The organism is Gryllotalpicola ginsengisoli DSM 22003 (genome assembly GCF_000419445.1).
GTDB classification, from domain to species: Bacteria; Actinomycetota; Actinomycetes; order Actinomycetales; family Microbacteriaceae; genus Gryllotalpicola; species Gryllotalpicola ginsengisoli.
In genome coordinates this window covers 419,214-438,308 of record NZ_AULK01000001.1, presented here as the reverse complement: position 1 = coordinate 438,308, position 19,095 = coordinate 419,214, and the positions used below count along the sequence as shown (strand labels likewise).

18 protein-coding genes are annotated in these 19,095 nt (G+C 71.7%); 16 read left to right on the top strand and 2 right to left on the bottom strand.

Annotated features, from left to right (window positions below; genetic code table 11):
- Nucleotides 1-18: 18 nt before the first annotated feature.
- From H563_RS0102085 to holA, 3 genes are read left to right on the top strand one after another with little or no spacing between them, the layout of a single operon-like run.
- On the top strand, nt 19-687 hold the full coding sequence (locus H563_RS0102085; RefSeq protein WP_022880967.1) for a ComEA family DNA-binding protein: 669 nt from the start codon (nt 19-21) through the stop codon (nt 685-687).
- On the top strand, nt 684-3,026 hold the full coding sequence (locus H563_RS14550; RefSeq protein ID WP_022880966.1) for a ComEC/Rec2 family competence protein: 2,343 nt from the start codon (nt 684-686) through the stop codon (nt 3,024-3,026). Before H563_RS0102085 ends, H563_RS14550 begins: the two co-directional genes overlap by 4 nt.
- Nucleotides 3,023-4,075, top strand: a complete 1,053-nt coding sequence (gene holA / locus H563_RS0102075) for a DNA polymerase III subunit delta (protein ID WP_051142619.1) — start codon at nt 3,023-3,025, stop codon at nt 4,073-4,075. The genes H563_RS14550 and holA overlap by 4 nt, the downstream gene beginning before the upstream one ends.
- 98 nt (nt 4,076-4,173) lie before the next feature.
- Here holA and rpsT read toward each other — a convergent pair whose 3' ends face one another.
- Nucleotides 4,174-4,434, bottom strand: coding sequence for a 30S ribosomal protein S20 (gene rpsT / locus H563_RS0102070; RefSeq protein WP_022880964.1), 261 nt, complete (start codon nt 4,432-4,434; stop codon nt 4,174-4,176).
- A 151-nt stretch (nt 4,435-4,585) separates the two neighbouring features.
- Here rpsT and H563_RS0102065 point away from each other — a divergent pair, with 151 nt between their 5' ends.
- The 4 genes from H563_RS0102065 to hemW are packed head-to-tail and all read left to right on the top strand — an operon-like array spanning nt 4,586 to nt 9,485.
- Nucleotides 4,586-5,728, top strand: coding sequence for a pyridoxal phosphate-dependent aminotransferase (locus H563_RS0102065; protein ID WP_022880963.1), 1,143 nt, complete (start codon nt 4,586-4,588; stop codon nt 5,726-5,728).
- A 15-nt stretch (nt 5,729-5,743) separates the two neighbouring features.
- A complete protein-coding gene (lepA, locus tag H563_RS0102060) occupies nt 5,744-7,597 on the top strand; it encodes a translation elongation factor 4 (protein WP_022880962.1) in 1,854 nt (617 codons plus the stop codon).
- Entirely contained in the window at nt 7,594-8,259 is a 666-nt protein-coding gene (locus H563_RS0102055; RefSeq protein ID WP_022880961.1) for a DUF1990 family protein, read from the top strand. Before lepA ends, H563_RS0102055 begins: the two co-directional genes overlap by 4 nt.
- 2 nt (nt 8,260-8,261) lie before the next feature.
- On the top strand, nt 8,262-9,485 hold the full coding sequence (gene hemW / locus H563_RS0102050; RefSeq protein ID WP_022880960.1) for a radical SAM family heme chaperone HemW: 1,224 nt from the start codon (nt 8,262-8,264) through the stop codon (nt 9,483-9,485).
- A 22-nt stretch (nt 9,486-9,507) separates the two neighbouring features.
- On the opposite strand, the gene H563_RS0102045 is transcribed toward hemW, so the two are convergent.
- A complete protein-coding gene (locus H563_RS0102045) occupies nt 9,508-9,894 on the bottom strand; it encodes a DUF4870 domain-containing protein (RefSeq protein WP_022880959.1) in 387 nt (128 codons plus the stop codon).
- A gap of 151 nt (nt 9,895-10,045) precedes the next feature.
- Here H563_RS0102045 and hrcA point away from each other — a divergent pair, with 151 nt between their 5' ends.
- From hrcA to leuA, 9 genes are all read left to right on the top strand, one after another.
- Nucleotides 10,046-11,083: a heat-inducible transcriptional repressor HrcA gene (hrcA, locus tag H563_RS0102040; protein WP_022880958.1), complete on the top strand. Its 1,038-nt coding sequence runs from the start codon at nt 10,046-10,048 to the stop codon at nt 11,081-11,083.
- 43 nt (nt 11,084-11,126) lie between these two features.
- Nucleotides 11,127-12,236 (top strand): molecular chaperone DnaJ, encoded by a 1,110-nt coding sequence (gene dnaJ, locus H563_RS0102035; RefSeq protein ID WP_022880957.1) that lies wholly within the window; start codon nt 11,127-11,129, stop codon nt 12,234-12,236.
- 10 nt (nt 12,237-12,246) lie between these two features.
- Nucleotides 12,247-12,975 carry a 16S rRNA (uracil(1498)-N(3))-methyltransferase gene (locus tag H563_RS0102030; protein WP_022880956.1) on the top strand — a complete coding sequence of 243 codons (729 nt, stop codon included), beginning with the start codon at nt 12,247-12,249 and terminating at the stop codon, nt 12,973-12,975.
- Nucleotides 12,976-13,001: 26 nt separating this feature from the next.
- On the top strand, nt 13,002-13,352 hold the full coding sequence (locus H563_RS0102025) for a histidine triad nucleotide-binding protein (RefSeq protein ID WP_022880955.1): 351 nt from the start codon (nt 13,002-13,004) through the stop codon (nt 13,350-13,352).
- A 74-nt stretch (nt 13,353-13,426) separates the two neighbouring features.
- Entirely contained in the window at nt 13,427-14,434 is a 1,008-nt protein-coding gene (locus H563_RS0102020; RefSeq protein ID WP_081416129.1) for a PhoH family protein, read from the top strand.
- Entirely contained in the window at nt 14,431-14,892 is a 462-nt protein-coding gene (ybeY, locus tag H563_RS0102015) for an rRNA maturation RNase YbeY (RefSeq protein WP_022880953.1), read from the top strand. The genes H563_RS0102020 and ybeY overlap by 4 nt, the downstream gene beginning before the upstream one ends.
- Before the next feature lie 6 nt (nt 14,893-14,898).
- Nucleotides 14,899-16,104 (top strand): hemolysin family protein, encoded by a 1,206-nt coding sequence (locus H563_RS14545; protein ID WP_022880952.1) that lies wholly within the window; start codon nt 14,899-14,901, stop codon nt 16,102-16,104.
- The gene (gene era / locus H563_RS0102005; RefSeq protein WP_022880951.1) at nt 16,097-17,002 is read left to right on the top strand and encodes a GTPase Era; all 906 of its coding nucleotides are present in this window, start codon (nt 16,097-16,099) and stop codon (nt 17,000-17,002) included. Before H563_RS14545 ends, era begins: the two co-directional genes overlap by 8 nt.
- 233 nt (nt 17,003-17,235) lie before the next feature.
- Entirely contained in the window at nt 17,236-19,005 is a 1,770-nt protein-coding gene (leuA, locus tag H563_RS0102000) for a 2-isopropylmalate synthase (RefSeq protein WP_022880950.1), read from the top strand.
- Nucleotides 19,006-19,095: the final 90 nt, after the last annotated feature.

The window sequence follows — 19,095 nt, the reverse complement described above, 5'->3', positions numbered from 1 at the left end:
CCCTCCTAGCCTCGGCGGGTGACCGAATCGACCCCGGAACCGGACGGCGCGCTCGCTGCGCCGGCGCGCTCCCCGCGCCTGCGCGTCGGCGTGGGGGCGGCGGTGGCGCTGCTCGTGCTGGGCGTCGGCGCGGCGGTGCTGGCCGGCTTGCTCGGCGGCGGCGGGGGAGTGCAGTCGGTCGCCGAGCTGTCACCGTCGGCAGGGGCGGTCGTCACGCCCGCCCCGACGACGGCCACCGCCTCCGCGACGGTCATCGTGCACGTGCTCGGGCAGGTGCGGCGGCCCGGCGTGTACGAGCTGCCGGCGGAGAGCCGGGTGATCGACGCGGTGGCGGCGGCCGGCGGCTTCTCGGCCCATGCCGACCAGTCGGCGCTCAACCTCGCCCGCAAGCTCGTCGACGGCGAACAGGTGCTCGTGCCCCAGCCGGGGCAGGCGGTTCCGGCGACGACTAGTCAGGCAACGGCGCCGGCGGCGGCCGGCGAGACGTCCGGGGCCAAGATCGACCTGAACACGGCGACGGAGGAGCAGCTCGAGACGCTGCCGCGCGTCGGGCCGGCCCTGGCGCAGCGGATCCTCGACTGGAGGCAGCAGAACGGCGGCTTCGCCAGCGTCGAGGACCTGAAGAACGTCTCCGGCATCGGCGACAAGACCTTCGCGGAGCTGGAGGATCTGGTGACGGTCGGATGAGCGCGGGCCGCGCCGATCTGAGGCTCGCACCGGCCGCGCTGGCCGCGTGGCTCTCCGCGGGTGTGCTCGTCGCCGTGCCGGAAGCGGCGTGGTGGTGCGCCGCAGCCGCCGGCGTCGCGATCGCTGTCGCGGTCGTCGCGGCGCCACGCGGATGGCGGGGATCGGCGGTGCTCGCGCTCACGGCCGCCGCCCTCGCGGCGGCCGCCGTGGGCTGGACGGCCCCCGCCCGGCACCCGTCCGCGCTGGCCGACGCAGACGGGCATGCGGTGCGGGTCGTGGCGACCGTCGCCTCGGTCGCGCAGGCGGCCCGGACGAGCGGCGACGCCGCGGGGCAGGAGCGCATCTCGTTCCAGGCGACGGCGACCGATGTCGCCGTCGGGAGCACGCACGTCGTCGGGCGGATGCCGCTGCTCGTCTACGCCGACAGCGACGCTCGCGTGCCCGCGATCGGATCGGCCGTGCAACTCACCGGCACCGCGAAGGTGAACCCGAGCGCCGACGACACCTCGCTGCTGCTCTATGCCGACGGCGTGCGCACGACGGGCACCGCTCCGCCGTGGCTCGGCTGGGCGAACAGCCTGCGGGCGCGATTCGACGCGGCATCCGCCCGCCTGCCTGGCGACGGCGGCGCGCTGCTGCCCGGCCTCGCCCTCGGCGACGAGTCCCGGGTGGGGGTGCAGCTCGACGCCGACATGAAGGCCTCCTCGCTCAGCCATCTGACCGCCGTCTCGGGCTCGAACTGCGCCGTGATCGTCGGCGGCGTGCTCGCCCTCGGCGCAGCGTGCGGGCTCGGCCGGCGCGGCCGTGTCGCGGTCGCGCTGAGCGCCCTGGGCGGATTCGTCGTGCTCGTGACCCCCGGCGCGAGCGTGCTGCGGGCCGCCGTGATGGCGACGATCGTCGTGCTGGGCACCGCGATGGGGCGTCCCGGCCGCGCCGTGCCCGCCCTGGCGCTCGCCTGCCTGGTGCTGCTGGTGCACGACCCGTGGCTCGCGCGCGACTACGGATTCGCCCTCTCCGTCGCGGCCACCGCGGCACTGCTGCTGCTCGCCCCACCGCTCGCGCGCGGCCTCGCCCGCTGGCTGCCGCGGTGGCTCGCGATCGGCCTGTCGGTTCCGATCGCGGCGCAGCTGGCGTGCCAGCCCATCCTCACGATGCTGAACCCGACCGTGCCGCTGTACGGCGTCGTCGCGAACGTGCTCGCCGAGCCCGCCGCCGCGCCCGCCACGGTGATCGGCGTCATCGGATGCCTCGTGCTCCCGTTCTCCGCGCAGCTGGCGGCCCCGCTGCTCTGGCTCGCGTGGCTGCCTGCGGCGTGGATCGCGCAGGTGGCGCACACGGTCGTCGGGCTGCCCGGCAGCGCGCTGCCGTGGGCGGGAGGGGCGGCCGGGGTGCTGCTCGCCGTCGCCCCGATGGCGGCGGTCGCGGTGGCGATGGCGCGCCCGCGGGCGCGATCGGTGCGGCGGGTGCGTGCCGCGTTCGGAGCGCTCTGCGCCGTCGCGCTGGCGGTCACGGTCGGCGCCCAGGCCGGTCCGGCGATCGCCGCGCGGGCCGGCATGCCGGACGACTGGGTGGTCGGCCTGTGCGACGTCGGCCAGGGTGATGCGATCGTGCTGCACTCCGGGTCCGCGTACGGACTCATCGACACCGGCCCCGACCCCGACCCGCTCACCGCATGCCTGAAACGGCTCGGCATCGGTCACCTCGACCTGCTGGTGCTCACGCACTACGACCAGGACCACGTCGGCGGCCTCGAGGCCGTGGCGGGGGAGACTGCCACGGCGCTGGTCGGGCACCCCGACGACGCATCCGCCCTCGCCCGACTCGAGCTGCTGCAGCAGGGCGGTGCCGCGGTGCACCTCGCCGAACGCGGCGACACCGGCACGCTGGGCGCGCTGCACTGGAGCGTGCTGTGGCCCGACGAGGCGCACCCCGAGATGGCGACGAGCAACGAGGGCGGCGTGACCCTGCTGGTCGACCGGGGAGGGCCCCGCATGCTCTTCCTCGCCGACCTCGACGCCGAGGCGCAGGACGCGGTGATCGACGACGGCGGCCTCGGCCCGGTGGATATCGTCAAGGTCGCGCATCACGGCTCGGCCGAACAGAGCAGCCGCATCTACGGGCTGGTGCGCGCCCGCCTCGGGCTGATCTCGTGCGGGGCGGGAAACGACTACGGGCATCCGCGGGCGCAGGCCCTCGAACTGCTGCGCGCGGCCGGCACCCAGGTCGCCCGCACCGACCTGGAGGGCACGGTGCTCGTCACCGACCGCGGCGGCGAGCTGGGGCTGTGGACCACCAAGCGGGCCTCCGAGTCGGCGCTGTGGACGCCGGCGCAGGGATGACGGTGCGCGCCGATACGCTGGGGAGGCAAGGAGGACGAGTGGCAGTCAAGACGGCGATCCCGCAGCTGACGTGGACCCAGGTGCGGCCGGCACCGGTGGTGCTCGTCACGGGCCCCGAGACCCTGCTCGCCGAGCGCGCCATCCGCTCGCTGCGCGACACGCTCAAAGCCGCGGACCCGAGCCTCGAGGTGAACGACCTCGACGCCGGCGACTACGCCCCCGGCGAGCTGCTGACGCTCGCGAGCCCGTCGCTGTTCGGCGAGCCGCGGCTGATCCGCGTGCAGGGCGTCGAGAAGCTCACCGAGGCGTTCCTCGCCGAGACGCTCGACTACCTGAGGGCTCCAGACCCCGACACCGTGCTCGTGCTGCGGCACGGCGGCGGCGTGCGCGGCAAGAAGCTGCTCGACGCGATCCGGTCCGGCGCGGGCGGCGGAATCGAGATCGTCTGCGCCGAGCTGAAGCGGGACTCCGACAAGCACGACTTCGCCCGCGACGAATTCCGTCGAGCGGGCAAGCGCATCACCCCTGGGGCGCTGCGCAAGGTGGTCAGCGCCTTCGCCGACGACCTCGCCGAGCTCGCCTCGGCATGCCAGCAGCTGATCAGCGACAGCTCGAGCGAGATCGACGAACAGGTCGTCGACCGCTACTACGGCGGCCGCGTCGAGGTGAACGCGTTCGCCGTGGCGGATGCGGCGATCGCCGGGCGCTACGGCGAGGCGCTGATCACCCTGCGCCACGCTCTCGCGTCCGGGGCCGACCCGGTGCCGATGGTCGCCGCATTCGCCAGCAAGATCCGCACCATGGCCAAGCTGAAGGGCGCGCGCGGCGCCGACGGCCAGCTGGCCGGCACCTTCGGGCTGTCGCCGTGGCAGGTGCGGCGGGCCCGCGAGGACCTGCAGGGGTGGGAGGAGGCGGGTCTCGCCGCCGCGATCCGGGCCCTCGCCGCAGCGGACCACGAGGTCAAGGGCGCCGGGCGTGACCCGGTCTTCGCCCTCGAGCGGCTGGTACGGGTCGTCGCCGCCAAGGGCCGCACCGCCGCCCGCACATAGTGATGGGCCCCGCCGAAGCGGGGCCCATCACTACTGAAGACCGATGCTGCAGAAGACCTGTGCTGCTGAAGACCCGTGCGGCCCGCGCAGCCGGAGGATCAGAGCGAGTTGACCAGCTTGGCGATGCCCGACTTGCGGTTCGCGGCCTGGTTCTTGTGGATGACGCCCTTGCTCGCGGCCTTGTCGAGCTTCTTCGCCGCCACCTTGAGGGCGGCGGCCGCCTTGTCCTTGTCGCCGGCGGCGACCGCGGTGCGGGTCGCACGGATGGCGGTCTTGAGCTCGCTCTTGACGGCCTTGTTGCGCTCTTCGCGCTTCTTGTTGGTCTTGATGCGCTTGATCTGCGACTTGATGTTTGCCACGGAGTGCCTTTTCGTTTCGTACGGACTGGTTGGGCCGCTCGGTGGTAGAGGGACACCGCGCGGCGATTCGCGCGGTGTGGGAATCGCGCGCAAGCCGACTTCCCATGCTAGCAGAGCCGCCGGGCCCTTCAGCGCCCCGTAGGCTCCTGTCATGCCCGAGCTCGCCCGGCACGTCGACGCCGTCCCGCCCTCCGGAATCCGCCGCGTATACGAACTCGCCGTGCAGCTGCCCGACGTGCTCATGCTCGCCATCGGAGAGCCCGACGTCGAGCCCGCCGAGCACATCGCCCGGGCGGCGCAGCGGGCCTGGGACGAGGGCGCCACCGACTACACGCCCAACGGCGGCATCCCGGCGTTCCGGCAGGCCGTGGTCGACAAGCTCGCCCGGGACAACGGCCTGCGCGTCGACGTGGAGCAGGTCTGGAGCACCGTCGGCGCGACCCAGGCGCTGTTCCAGGCGCTCGGCCTCGTACTCGACGCCGGCGACGAGGTGCTGATCCCGGACCCGGGCTACACGACCTTCCCGATGGGGGCACGGATGCTGCACGCCGAGCCCGTCCGCTACGCGCTGCGCCCCGAGCACGGGTTCCTGCCCGACGTCGCCGAACTCGAGACCCTCGTCACCGAGCGCACCCGCGCCCTCATCGTCAACACCCCGTCGAACCCGTTGGGCGTGGTGTTCCCCGAGGCGACGGTACGCGAGCTGCTCGCCTTCGCGCGCCGCCACGACCTGTGGGTCATCAGCGACGAGGTCTACGAGCGCTTCGCGCACACCCGAGCGCACGTGAGCCCCGCGGCGCTCGATGAGGACGACCGGGTCCTGTCGGTCTTCTCGCTGTCGAAGACCTACGCGATGACCGGCATCCGGGCCGGCTGGCTGGTCACCCCGCCCGGGCTGACCGAGGTGATGCGGCGGGTGCAGGAGGCGCAGATCAGCTGCATCAACACCCCGGCGCAGTACGCGGCGGTCGCCGCGCTCACCGGACCTCAGGACGCGGTGGGCGTGGCGGCGGCGCACTATCGCGAGAACATCCGCCTGGCGACGCAGCTGCTGCGGCAGCGGGGCATCCGTCACCACGAGCCGGAAGGCGCGTTCTACCTGTGGATCGACGTGTCGCACGTCTCGGGCGGCGACGTCGCCGCGTGGGCGGAGCGGTTCGTGCTCGAGCAGCGCGTCGCCGTCGCGCCGGGCAGCGCCTTCGGCCGCACGGGCGAGGGCTGGATCCGGGTGTGCGCGGCCAGCCCCACCGAGACGCTGCTCGAAGGTCTGCGCCGACTCCCATCCCCCGTCTGAGAGAATCCCGGTGAAATGTCACCACGAGCTGTGCGGCCCCTCGAGCCTGCCGCGACCGATCCGGCGCGCATCCGCAACTTCTGCATCATCGCCCACATCGACCACGGCAAGTCGACCCTGGCCGACCGCATGCTGCAGATCACCGGCATCGTGCAGGAGCGCGACATGCGCGCCCAGTACCTGGACCGGATGGACATCGAGCGCGAACGCGGCATCACCATCAAGAGCCAGGCGGTGCGCATGCCGTGGGAGGTCGACGGCGAGACCTTCGCGCTGAACATGATCGACACCCCCGGCCACGTCGACTTCAGTTACGAGGTCTCCCGCAGCCTCGCCGCGTGCGAAGGCGCCATCCTGCTGGTCGACGCGGCGCAGGGCATCGAGGCGCAGACGCTCGCGAACCTGTACCTGGCGCTCGAGAACGACCTCGAGATCATCCCGGTGCTGAACAAGATCGACCTGCCGGCCGCCGACCCCGAGAAGTACGCGGCGGAGCTTGCGAACCTGATCGGCGGCAGCCCCGACGACGTGCTGCGCGTCTCGGGCAAGACCGGCCAGGGCGTCGAAGAGCTGCTCGACCGGGTCGTGCAGCGCATCCCCGCCCCGAAGGGCGAGGCCGACGCGCCCGCACGCGCCATGATCTTCGACTCGGTCTACGACGCGTACCGCGGCGTCGTCACCTACGTGCGCATGGTGGACGGCAAGCTCGCGCCGCGGCAGAAGATCCAGATGATGTCGACCCGGGCGCAGCACGAACTGCTCGAGATCGGCGTGAGCGCGCCGGAGCCGACCCCGACGAAGGGCCTCGGCGTGGGCGAGGTGGGCTATCTCATCACGGGCGTGAAAGACGTGCGGCAGTCGAAGGTGGGCGACACGGTGACGGATGCGGCGAAGCCGGCGACCGAGCCGCTGCCGGGCTACACCGACCCGAAGCCCATGGTGTTCTCCGGCCTGTACCCGATCGACGCGAGCGACTACCCGGAGCTGCGCGAGGCACTCGACAAGCTCAAGCTCTCGGACGCCGCGCTGAACTACGAGCCGGAGACCTCGGTCGCGCTCGGCTTCGGGTTCCGCTGCGGATTCCTCGGGCTGCTGCACCTCGAGATCGTCACCGAGCGGCTCGAGCGCGAGTTCGGGCTCGACATCATCACCACCGCCCCCAGCGTGGTGTACGAGGTGACCACCGAGGACAAGAAGACCGTGAGGGTCACCAACCCGTCGGAGTTCCCGGCGGGCAAGATCGACAGCGTGCGCGAGCCGATGGTGCGGGCCGCGATCCTCGCCCCCAAGGACTACGTCGGCACTATCATGGAGCTGTGCCAGAGCCGGCGCGGCACGCTCATCGGCATGGACTACCTGAGCGAGGACCGGGTCGAGATCAAGTACCAGATCCCCCTCGGCGAGATCGTCTTCGACTTCTTCGACCAGCTGAAGAGCCGCACCCAGGGCTACGCCAGCCTCGACTACGAGCCCGCAGGCGAGCAGGAGTCCGACCTGGTCAAGGTCGACATCCTGCTGCAGGGCGAGACGGTCGACGCCTTCAGCGCGATCGTGCACCGGGACAAGGCCTACCAGTACGGCGTGCTGATGACGGGCCGGCTGAAGGAGCTCATCCCGCGGCAGCAGTTCGAGGTGCCGGTGCAGGCGGCGATCGGCGCGCGGATCATCGCCCGCGAGTCGATCCGCGCCATGCGCAAGGACGTGCTCGCCAAGTGCTATGGCGGCGACATCACCCGCAAGCGCAAGCTGCTCGAGAAGCAGAAGGAGGGCAAGAAGCGCATGAAGATGGTGGGCCGGGTGGAGGTGCCCCAGGAGGCGTTCATCGCCGCGCTCTCCGGCGACACGGAGCGGAAGGACAAGGACAAGTGACCGCCGCCGCCCGCCGGGGCCGCCCCGGCGCCGACGCCGCCCCCGTCACCTACGGGGCGATCGGCGCGACCCAGGCGCCCGATCTGCTGCAGTACCCGCCGCGCGGCTTCAAGCCCGTCGAGCGCAGCATCCGGCTGGGCAGCGGCGAGGAGCGCTGGCAGACCTCGCGCAGCGCCCTGTTGTCGTGGGGGGTGCAGCGTGGAGCCGGGCTCGAGGTGCGCGACATCGACCTGGGGACGGGCGAGCAGTACGCCGGCATCCGCTACAACGACGACGGCACGCCGGCCGGCATGCGCGAGGTCGGGCGCGCGGAGGACGTGTACGACGAGTCCGGGGAGCCGCAGATCTCCAACGGCATGTCGGCGGTGCTGCGCATGCACCTCGGCCCGTTCACGGTCGACGCGCCCGTGCGGGTCGTCTACGTCGTCGAAGACGAGAACCGCGTCGGCTTCGCCTACGGCACCCTGGCCGGGCACCCCGAGAGCGGTGAGGAGGCGTTCATGCTGGAGCGCCGCGCTGACGACTCGGTGTGGCTCACCGTGCGCGCCTTCTCGCGCCCGGCGAGCTTCGGGTGGAGGCTCCTTTCGCCCGTCCTGCGGCAGGTGCAGAAGAACATGACGGCGAAGTACCTGCGGGCGCTGCATCCGATCTCGGCGGCGTAGCCGTGCCCTCCGCGCTGCCGCTCGGCGACCCCGCGCCGGCCGACGGGCTGCTGCCCGCCTCCGCCGCCGACGGCGCAGGCGAGCGCGACTTCGGCGTGTACGTGCACGTGCCGTTCTGCCGGGTGCGCTGCGGCTACTGCGACTTCAACACCTACACGGCCACCGAGCTGCGCGGAGTGAAGCAGACCGACTACGCCGATCAGGCGATCGCCGAGATCGGCTTCGCCGCGCGCGCGCTCGAGCGCTCCGGCGTGGCGGGCAGGGCCGCCGCGACGGTGTTCTTCGGGGGCGGGACCCCGACCCTGCTTCCGCCCGGCGACCTGGCACGGATGCTTGACGCCGTGCGCGCCGAGTGGGGCATCGCCCCCGGCGCCGAGGTCACCACCGAGGCCAACCCCGACTCGGTCGGCCCGGGCGACCTCGCCCGCCTCGCCGAGGCGGGCTTCACCCGGGTCAGCTTCGGCATGCAGTCGGCGGTGCCGCACGTGCTGCGCACCCTCGAGCGCACCCACGACCCGGAGCGCGTGCCCCTCGTCGTCGAGTGGGCGCGGCAGGCCGGCCTCGACGTGAGCCTCGACCTGATCTACGGCACCCCGGGGGAGAGCCTCGCCGACTGGCGCCGCTCGCTCGAGGCCGCGCTCGCGTGCGAGCCCGACCACCTGAGCGCCTACGCGCTCATCGTCGAAGAGGGCACCAAGCTCGCCCGGCAGATCCGCCGCGGCGAGGTCGCCGAGCCCGACGACGACCTCGAGGCCGACATGTACGAGCTGGCCGACGAGCTGCTCGGCGCGGCCGGCTACGGCTGGTACGAGGTCTCCAACTGGGCGACGGGGCCCGCGCACGTCTCCCGGCACAACCTCGGCTACTGGCGGGGTGCCGACTGGTGGGGCGTCGGCCCCGGGGCGCACAGCCACGTCGGGGGAGTGCGCTGGTGGAACGTCAAGCACCCCGCCGCGTACGCCGCCCGGGTGCTCGCCGGCGACTCGCCCGCCGCCGGCCGCGAGATCCTCGACGCCGAGACGCGCCGGGTCGAGCGGGTGCTGCTCCAGGTGCGCATCGTCGACGGCCTACCCGTCGCCGAGCTGGCCGAGTCGGGTCGCCGCGAGGTGGCCGGCCTCATCGCCGACGGGCTGATCGACGGCGCCGCGGCCCTCGGCGGAGTCATCCGTCTCACCCGTGCCGGGCGCCTGCTGGCCGACGCGGTCGTGCGGCGCCTGACCGCCTGACCCCCTGACCGGCTGACCCGCGCTACTTGACGAACTTGATCGCCACGGGGATCTCGTAGAAGGCGCCCTCGTTGGCGCGCACCGCGGCGATGATGCCGAAGATGACCTGGAAGATGGGCGGCACGATGAAGAGGATGCCCAGCAGCCCGATGGTGACCACCGTGAGGATCGTCGCCGCGATGTAGGCGGCGACGATGGTGAGCTGGAAGTTCAGCTCGGTCGTCAGATGCTGCCGCACGAACGGCCCCCGGTCCTTGTACATGAGGTAGCCGATGAGGGCGCTGATCCAGCTGAAGAAGATGCCGAGCACGTGGAACACCGTGGACGTGCTCCTCTCGGCCATCGGGTCGAGCGGCGGCTGCGGGCTGGAGTAGGGCGAACCGCCCGCGGGCGGCGGGGTGTACGACATGGGTGCGACCTCCGGACCGATACGTTGGGATCAGCGTAGCCGCGGTAGGATTGGCAGTCATAGGCCCTGAGTGCTAACAGGACTGAGTGCTGATAGGCCCTGAGTGCTGACCGCCGGCGATGCCGGCGATGCGGAAGGAGGCGAAGGACCGATGGTGTCGGAGCGGGGACTGGCCGTGCTGCGCGCGATCGTCCAGGACTACGTCGCCACACGCGAACCGGTCGGGTCGAAGACGATCGTCGACAAGCACCGTTTCGGGGTGTCCGCCGCGACGATCCGCAACGACATGGCGGCGCTGGAGGACGAGGAGCTGATCGCCGCGCCGCACACCTCGTCGGGTCGCGTGCCCACCGACAAGGGCTACCGCCTGTTCGTCGACCAGCTGGCCGACGTGCGGCCGCTGTCGGCGGCGCAGCGGCGTGCGATCGAGGTCTTCCTCGGCGAATCCGTCGACATGGACGACGTGCTCTCGCGCACGGTCCGCGCGCTCGCGCAGCTCACCCACCAGGTGGCGCTCATCCAGTACCCGTCCACCTCGCGCGCCAAGGTGCAGCACATCGAGTTCGTCGCGATCGCACCCCGCCGCGTGCTCGTCGTCGTGATCGCCGACTCGGGCGTCGTGGAGCAGCGCGTCGTCGACCTGCCCGTCGACCATGAGGAGTCGACGCTGCGCGCGCTGCGCGACGCGGCCAACGCGGCGATGGCGGGCAAGAAGATGACGGATGCCGCACCCGAGCTGCGCGGGCTCGCATCGCGCTTCGCCGAGGAGTCGCGCCCGCTCGTCGACGAGCTGGCCTCCGCCCTGGCGTCGATCATCGAGTCGACCCGGCAGGAGCGGCTGATCATGGCCGGCACCGCCAACCTGGTGCGCACCGAGCACGACTTCAGCGGCAGCATCTACCCGATCATCGAGGCGATCGAGGAGCAGGTCGAACTGCTCAAGCTGTTCGGCGAGATGGCCGCCGAGCAGCACGGCGTCGCGGGCAACCGCGACGTGTCGGTGTCGATCGGCCGGGAGAACGAGCCGTTCGGCCTCCCGGAGACCTCCGTGCTCACCTCGGGCTACGGCCCGACCGGCGAAGGCGTCGCGCGGCTCGGCGTGCTCGGCCCGACCCGGATGGACTACCAGGCCAACATGGCCGCCGTCCGCGCGGTGGCCCGCTACCTGAGCCGCTCGCTCGGCGAGTGACGCCGTCCCCACCCGTCCGACCACTACGTGAGGAGCCGCCCGCGTGGCTGCAGACCATTACGAGGTGCTGGGCGTCGACCGCGACGCCAGCCCCGAGGAGATCAAGAAGGCCTACCGGCGCCTGGCGCGCGAGCTGCACCCGGATGTGAACCCGAGCGCCGAGGCGGCGGAGCGGTTCAAGCTCGTCACCCACGCCTACGACGTGCTCTCCGACCCCGAGCAGCGCCAGCAGTACGACCTGGGCCCGCAGGCGGGCCCAGGCTTCGCCTCGGCCGGGTTCGGCGGCTTCGAGGACATCTTCAACACCTTCTTCGGCGGCACGGCCGGCGGCCGCGGGCCCAAGTCGCGCCGCGAGCGCGGCCAGGACGCCCTGCTGCGCGTCGAGGTCGAGCTCGGCGAGGTGATCTTCGGCGCCCACCGCGACCTCGAAGTCGACACCGCCGTCGTGTGCGAGCGCTGCGGCGGCTCCTGCTGCGAGCCCGGCACGCACCCGGTGACCTGCGACATCTGCCACGGCACCGGCTCCATCCAGCGCTCCGTGCGCTCGCTGCTCGGCAATGTGATGACCTCGAGCCCGTGCGGCACCTGCCGCGGCTACGGCACGATCATCGCCACCCCGTGCGTCACCTGCCAGGGGCAGGGCCGGGTGCGGGCGCGCAAGAAGATCCCCCTCGACATCCCGGCCGGCGTCGACACGGGGCTGCGCCTGCAGCTGCCGGGCCAGGGCGAGGCGGGCCCCGCCGGCGGCCCGAACGGAGACCTGTACCTCGAGATCAAGGTCAAGCACCACGACGTGTTCAGCCGCGACGGCGACGACCTGCTGGCCACCCTCGAGGTGTCCATGACCGACGCCATCCTCGGCACCGACGTCACCTTCGACGCGCTCGACGGCCCGGTCGAGCTCGAGCTGCGGCCCGGCACCCAGAGCGCCGAGATCATCACCGTCAAGGGCCGCGGCATCACCCGGCTGCGCGGCACCGGCCGCGGCGACCTGCGCATCGGCGTGCAGGTGGTCACCCCGACCAAGCTCAGCCGCGGGGAGCGGGAGCTGATCGAGAAGTTCGCGAAGCAGTACCGGCCCGAGAAGCCGCGGCTGTCGCAGTTCCAGCAGGGCATCTTCGCGAAGCTTCGCGATCGCTTCCTGAACCTCTGACCTCCCGCACGTGGCGAACTTCTACCTGCGCGAAGACCTGGCGGATGCATCCGTCGGCGGCGTCGTCGAACTGGTCGGAGCCGAGGCGCGGCACATCGCGACCGTCGCCCGCACCCGCCCCGGCGAGCGGCTGCTCGTCGGCAACGGCGCGGGCCTCGTCGTGGGCGGACTGGCCGAGTCCGTCGCTGCGGCCGCCGTCACGCTCCGCGTCGACGCGGTGCGTCGCGAGAGCCCGCCGAGCCCCAGCGTGACGCTCGTGCAGGCGCTGGCGAAAGGCGACCGCGACGAGCTCGCCGTGCAGGCCGCGACCGAGCTCGGCGTGGACGCGGTGGTGCCGTGGCAGGCCGAGCGGTCGGTGTCGCGGTGGGCGGGGCCGAAGGCCGAGAAGGGTCGTGAGCGGTGGGCGGCGATCGTGCGCGAGGCGGCCAAGCAGTCGATGCGCCCCTGGCTGCCGGGGGTCGAGGAGCTGGCGACCACGAGGAGGCTCGGCGATCTGGCCGAGCGGGCACGGATGCTGGTGCTGGAGCCCGGCGCGGAGCATCCGCTCACCGCGCTCGAGCCCGACGGGCGCGACCTCGTGCTCGTCGTGGGGCCGGAAGGCGGCATCTCGCCCGCCGAGCTCGAGGCGCTCGACGCGGCGGGTGCCGAGCCCGTGCGGCTGGGGCCGGAGGTGCTGCGCACCTCCACCGCGGGCCCTGCGGCGCTCGCGGTGCTGAATGCGAAGCTCCACCGCTGGTGACGGCGCCCTTCCGTAGACTTGAGCGCATGAGCGAGACCCCGTCGATCTTCTCCCGCATCATCGCGGGTGAGGTGCCCGCCGACATCGTGTACGACTCCGAGCGCGTGATCGCGTTCAAGGACATCAACCCGCAGGCGCCCGTGCACCTCCTCGTCGTGCCCAAGACGGAGGAGTACGCGAACGTCGCCGAGCTCGCCGCCGGCGACCCCGCGCTGCTCGCCGAGATCGTGACCACCGCGCAGAAGCTGGCGTTCGAGCACATGAACGGCCAGTACCGCCTCATCTTCAACACCGGCCGCGACGCCGGCCAGACCGTCTACCACGTGCACGCCCATGTGCTCGGCGGCGGACTTTCGGAAGGATCCCTCGCCTCTTGAGTGACAACCCCGCCGCCGTCCCCGGCGGCATTCCGCCCGCAGCCACGGAGCGGATCACGGTCGACGGCGTCGCCATGGTGCGGCTGCTCGGCCCCCAGGATCGCTTGCTGACCACCCTCGAGAAGCAGTACCCGCAGCTGCAGGTGCTGGTGCGCAGCAACGAGATCACCCTGAGCGGCGCGCCCGACCAGGTCGCGAGCGCCCGCACCCTGATCGACGAGCTGCTCGCCCTCGTGCGCAGCGGCCACGACCTGAGCGCCGCCGAGGTCAGCCGCGGCCGCAGCATGGTCGACGGCGGCCTCAGCCCCTCGGCGGTGCTGGGGGAGTCGATCCTGCAGGTGCGCGGCAAGACCATCCGCCCCATGACCGCGGGACAGGCCGAGTACGTGCACGCGATCGACGAGAACACGATCGTCTTCGGCATCGGCCCGGCCGGCACCGGTAAGACCTACCTCGCCATGGCCAAGGCCGTGCAGGCCCTGCAGCGCAAGGAGGTCGACCGGATCATCCTCTCCCGTCCCGCCATCGAGGCGGGGGAGCGGCTGGGCTATCTGCCCGGCACCCTCACCGACAAAATCGATCCCTACCTCAGGCCGCTGTACGACGCACTCAACGAGATGATGGACCCGGAGATCGTGCCCAAGCTGCTGGCGGCCGGCACGATCGAGGTCGCGCCGCTGGCCTACATGCGCGGCCGCACCCTGAACAGCTCGTTCGTCGTGCTCGACGAGGCGCAGAACACCACGCCCGAGCAGATGAAGATGTTCCTCACCCGGCTGGGCTTCGGCTCCCGCATGGTCATCACGGGCGACGTCACCCAGATCGACCTGCCCGCCGGCGCCTCCGGCCTGCGGCTCGTCACGCGGGTGCTCAAGGATGTCGACGACATCCATTTCTCGACCCTCACCAGTGACGACGTGGTGCGGCACAGCCTCGTCGGCCGGATCATCGACGCCTATACCGAGTACGACCAGAAGCAGCAGGCGAAGCACTTCGAGCGCGAGCAGGCGCGCGAGTTCGCCAACCGCGCCGAGCGGCGCGCCGCCGACCCGACCCTCCGACCCCGAAGGCCCCGCGCGTGAGCATCGAAGTCAACAACGAGTCCGCCGTCGCCGTCGACGAGTCCGTGCTGCAGCGGCTCGCGGCTTACGCGCTCGACGCCATGCACGTCAGCCCCGAGGCGGAGCTCGCGATCCTGCTCGTCGACGAAGCCGCGATGGAGCAGCTGCACGTGCAGTGGATGGACGAGCCCGGCCCCACCGACGTGCTGAGCTTCCCGATGGACGAGCTGCGCCCCGGCACCGACGACCAGCCCGCGCCCCCCGGACTGCTCGGCGACGTCGTGCTCTGCCCGCAGGTGGCGCAGGCGCAGGCCGACAGCGCGGGGCACACCCTGCTCGAGGAGCTTCTGCTGCTGACCGCGCACGGCATCCTGCACCTGCTCGGCTTCGACCACGCCGAACCGGCCGAGGAGCGCGAGATGTTCGGCATCCAGCGCGACATCCTCGTCGGCTTCGCCCTGGAAGAGCGGCGGCGGTAGGCCCGCGTGGTCGTCGCCGTCTTCTTCATCGTCGCGCTGCTGCTGGTCGCCTTCGGCGGCTACATGGCCGCGATCGAGGCGGCCCTCGGCATCACCGGGGGCGACCTGCGCGACCAGAACGCGGTCGGCTTCGTGCGCATCACCTCGGAGACGACCGCGGCGGTGCTGGTGACGCTCGCATTCGTGATCGTCTTCGACCACTGGTGGCTCGCCCTCATCGTGAGCGCGGCGATCATGACCGGCGCGAGCTTCGTGCTGGTCGGCACCTCGCCGCGCAGCGTCGGGCGGGAGCATCCGGTCGGCCTGCTCAGATCGGCCGGCCCGCTCATCCGCGTGCTGCGGGCCGTGCTCGGGCCTCTCGCCGGCGCCCTCGTCGCGCTCGGCGACCGCGTCACGCCCAAGCGGGCGCGCTCCGCCGTCGGCAGCGAGGAGCAGCTGCTCAATCTGATCGACGACGCGGCCGAGCACGACGTGCTGGAGGAGCAGGACGCGGAGCTCATCCACTCGGTGTTCGAGTTCACCGACACGGTGGTGCGCGAGGTCATGGTGCCGCGCACCGACATGGTGACCATCGACGCCGACGCCACCGTCGCCGCCGCCATGAGCGTCTTCCTCGGCCGCGGCGTCTCCCGCGTGCCGGTCGTGGAGGGCGACGTCGACGACGCGACCGGCGTGATCTACCTGCGCGACGTAGCCCGGCTCGTGTACGAGCGCCCCGCAGAGGCCGACGACACGATCGTGCGCACCCTGCAGAAGCCGGCGATCTTCGTGCCCGAGTCGAAGAACGCCGCCGAGCTGCTGCGCCAGATGCAGCGCGAGTCGAACCACCTCGCGCTGATCGTCGACGAGTACGGCGGCATCGCCGGCCTGGTCACCCTGGAGGACCTCATCGAGGAGCTCGTGGGCGACATCAGCGACGAGTACGACAAGGACGCACCCCTCGTCGAGGAGCTCGAGGGCGAGCCGGGCGCCTACCGGGTGGCAGCGAGGCTCGCCACCGACGAGCTCGGCGAACTGTTCGGGCTCGAGCTCGACGACGAAGACGTCGACTCGGTCGGCGGGCTGCTGGCCAAGGCGCTCGGCAAGATCCCGGAGGTCGGCGACGCGGCGCGGGTCGGCGGGGTGGAGCTCACCGCCGAGCGCACCGAGGGCCGCCGCGGCCGGCTGAGCACCGTGCTCGTGCGCCGTGCGACGATGGACGACGATGAGTGACGAGCCGGACGACGGATTCCGCGCGGGATTCGTGAGCTTCGTGGGCCGCCCGAACGTGGGCAAGTCCACCCTGACGAACGCCCTGGTCGGGCAGAAGGTGGCGATCACCTCCTCCAAGCCGCAGACCACCCGGCGGGCCATCCGCGGCATCGTGAACCGGCCCGACGCGCAGCTGATCATCGTCGACACGCCGGGCGTGCACCGCCCGCGCACCCTGCTCGGCGAGCGCCTCAACGCGCTCGTGCAGGACACCCTCGCCGACGTCGACGTGATCGGCATGTGCGTGCCCGCCGGCGAGAAGATCGGGCCGGGCGACCGCTTCATCAACGAGCAGCTGGACGGCAATCCGCGTGCCAAGAAGGTCGCGATCGTGACCAAGACGGATGCCGCGGGCAAGGCCGCGGTCGCCGAGCAGCTGCTCGCCGTCTCCCGGTTGCGCGACTGGGACGCGATCGTGCCCATCTCCGCCGTGAAGGGCCGTCAGCTCGACGAGCTCGTCGACGAGCTCGTGGGCCTGCTGCCCGCCTCGCCGCCGCTGTACCCGCGCGACCAGCTCACCGACGAGGAGGCGGTCGACCGGATCGCCGAATTCGTGCGCGAAGCCGTGCTCGAAGAGGCCCGGGAGGAGCTGCCGCACTCCCTCGCCGTCACCATCGACGACGTCGTGGAGCGCGAGGACAAGGACCTCGTCGAGGTGTACGCGAACCTGTTCGTGGAGCGCGACAGCCAGAAGGCGATCGTGATCGGCCGCGCGGGCAGCAGGCTCAAGCAGATCGGCCAGGTCGCGCGGGAGCAGATCGAGGGCCTGCTCGGGCGCAAGGTGTTCCTCTCCATCCACGTGAAGGTCGCGAAGGACTGGCAGAGCGACCCGAAGCAGCTCGGGCGGCTCGGTTTTTGATCCCGCCGGTCCCCGCCCGGCGCGAGTCGCTGCGCGACGCGCCGTACACGCCGCCGCGTCGCTATGGCTGGTTCGCTGCGGCAGACGCGCCCGCGGTGCGCGTGTTAGCCTGAGCGCGATGTTCGGCCAGCTCCTCCTTAGCTGCCGCGACGAGTCCTCGATCTAAGAGGCCAGGCCCGTCGCGGAGTCTCGTCGTCGGCTTCTTCCCTTCGAGAACACAAGCGAGTAGAGCGATGAAGAACACCCAGCAGCCCAGCGGAATGCCGACCCACCGGTACCGCCCCTTCCACGAGCAGATCCGCGTCGACCTGCCCGACCGCACCTGGCCCGGCAAGCGCATCGAGCGCGCGCCGCGCTGGTGCGCCGTCGACCTGCGCGACGGCAACCAGGCCCTGATCGACCCGATGAGCCCCGAGCGCAAGCGCATCATGTTCGACCTGCTGGTCGGCATGGGCTACAAGGAGATCGAGGTCGGCTTCCCCTCCGCCAGCCAGACCGACTTCGACTTCGTGCGCAGCCTCATCGAGGAGGGGGCGATCCCCGAGGATGTCACCATCCAGGTGCTGACCCAGGCCCGGGAACACCTGATCCAGCGCACCTACGAGGCGATCCGCGGCGCCAAGCAGGCGATCGTGCACCTCTACAACTCCACGAGCGTGCTGCAGCGCGAGGTCGTCTTCAAGACCGACCGGCAGGGCATCATCGACATCGCCCTGAACGGGGCCCGGCTGTGCAAGCAGTACGAGGCCACCGTGCCCGGCACCACCGTCTACTACGAGTACTCGCCGGAGAGCTACACCGGCACCGAGCTCGAGTTCGCCGCCGAGATCTGCAACCGGGTGCTCGAGGTGTTCGAGCCGACCCCCGACCGCAAGGTCATCATCAACCTGCCCGCTACCGTCGAGATGGCGACCCCCAACGTGTACGCCGACTCGATCGAGTGGATGGGCCGGCACCTCGACCACCGCGAGAACGTCATCCTCTCGCTGCACCCGCACAACGACCGCGGCACCGCCGTCGCCGCCGCCGAGCTCGGCTACCTGGCCGGCGCCGACCGCATCGAGGGCTGCCTGTTCGGCAACGGCGAGCGCACCGGGAACGTCGACCTGGTCACCCTCGGCGTCAACCTGTTCACGCAGGGCATCGACCCGCAGATCGACTTCAGCGACATCGACGAGGTCAAGCGCACCGTCGAGTACTGCAACCAGCTCCCGGTGCACGAGCGCACCCCCTGGGGCGGCGACCTGGTCTTCACCGCGTTCTCCGGCTCGCACCAGGACGCGATCAAGAAGGGCTTCGAGAAGATGGCGGCGGATGCCTCGGCCCGCGGCGTCTCCGTCGACGAGCTCGAGTGGGCCGTGCCGTACCTGCCGGTCGACCCGAAGGATCTAGGCCGCACCTACGAGGCGGTCATCCGCGTCAACTCGCAGTCGGGCAAGGGCGGCGTCGCCTACCTGCTCAAGACCGACCACGCGCTCGACCTGCCCCGCAAGCTGCAGATCGAGTTCAGCGGGGTCGTGCAGGCGAAGACGGATGCCGAGGGCGGAGAGGTCTCCAGCGAGCAGCTGTGGGCCGTGTTCCAGGACGAGTACCTGCCCGCGCAGGCGCCCGAGGCGAAGTGGGGCCGCTTCGAGCTGCTCGGCACGAGCGTCGAGAGCGACGAGTCCGGAGTCTCGTTCCGGGCCCGGCTGCGGGACGGCGACGAGGTCGCGGTGGCCGAGGGGCGGGGCAATGGGCCGATCGACGCGTTCATCCGGGTGCTGTCGGAACGGGGCATCCGTGTCTCGCTGTACGACTACGTCGAGCACGCGATGAGCGCCGGCGGCGACGCGCAGGCGGCCTCGTACGTCGACCTCGACGTGAACGGCAGGCGGCTGTGGGGCGTCGGCATCGACGACAACACGCAGACCGCGTCGCTGAAGGCGATCGTGTCGGCGGTGAACCGGGCGATCCGCGCCGACCAGACCGCGTCGGCCGGCGAGCCCGAGCTCGTCGGGGCCTAGTCGCAGGTCTCCATTCAGCCGCCGCGCGGCTGAGTCGACCAGCGGGGGCGAGCGCCGCTCGGTCGACTCACGGGCAGCGTGAACGGAGAC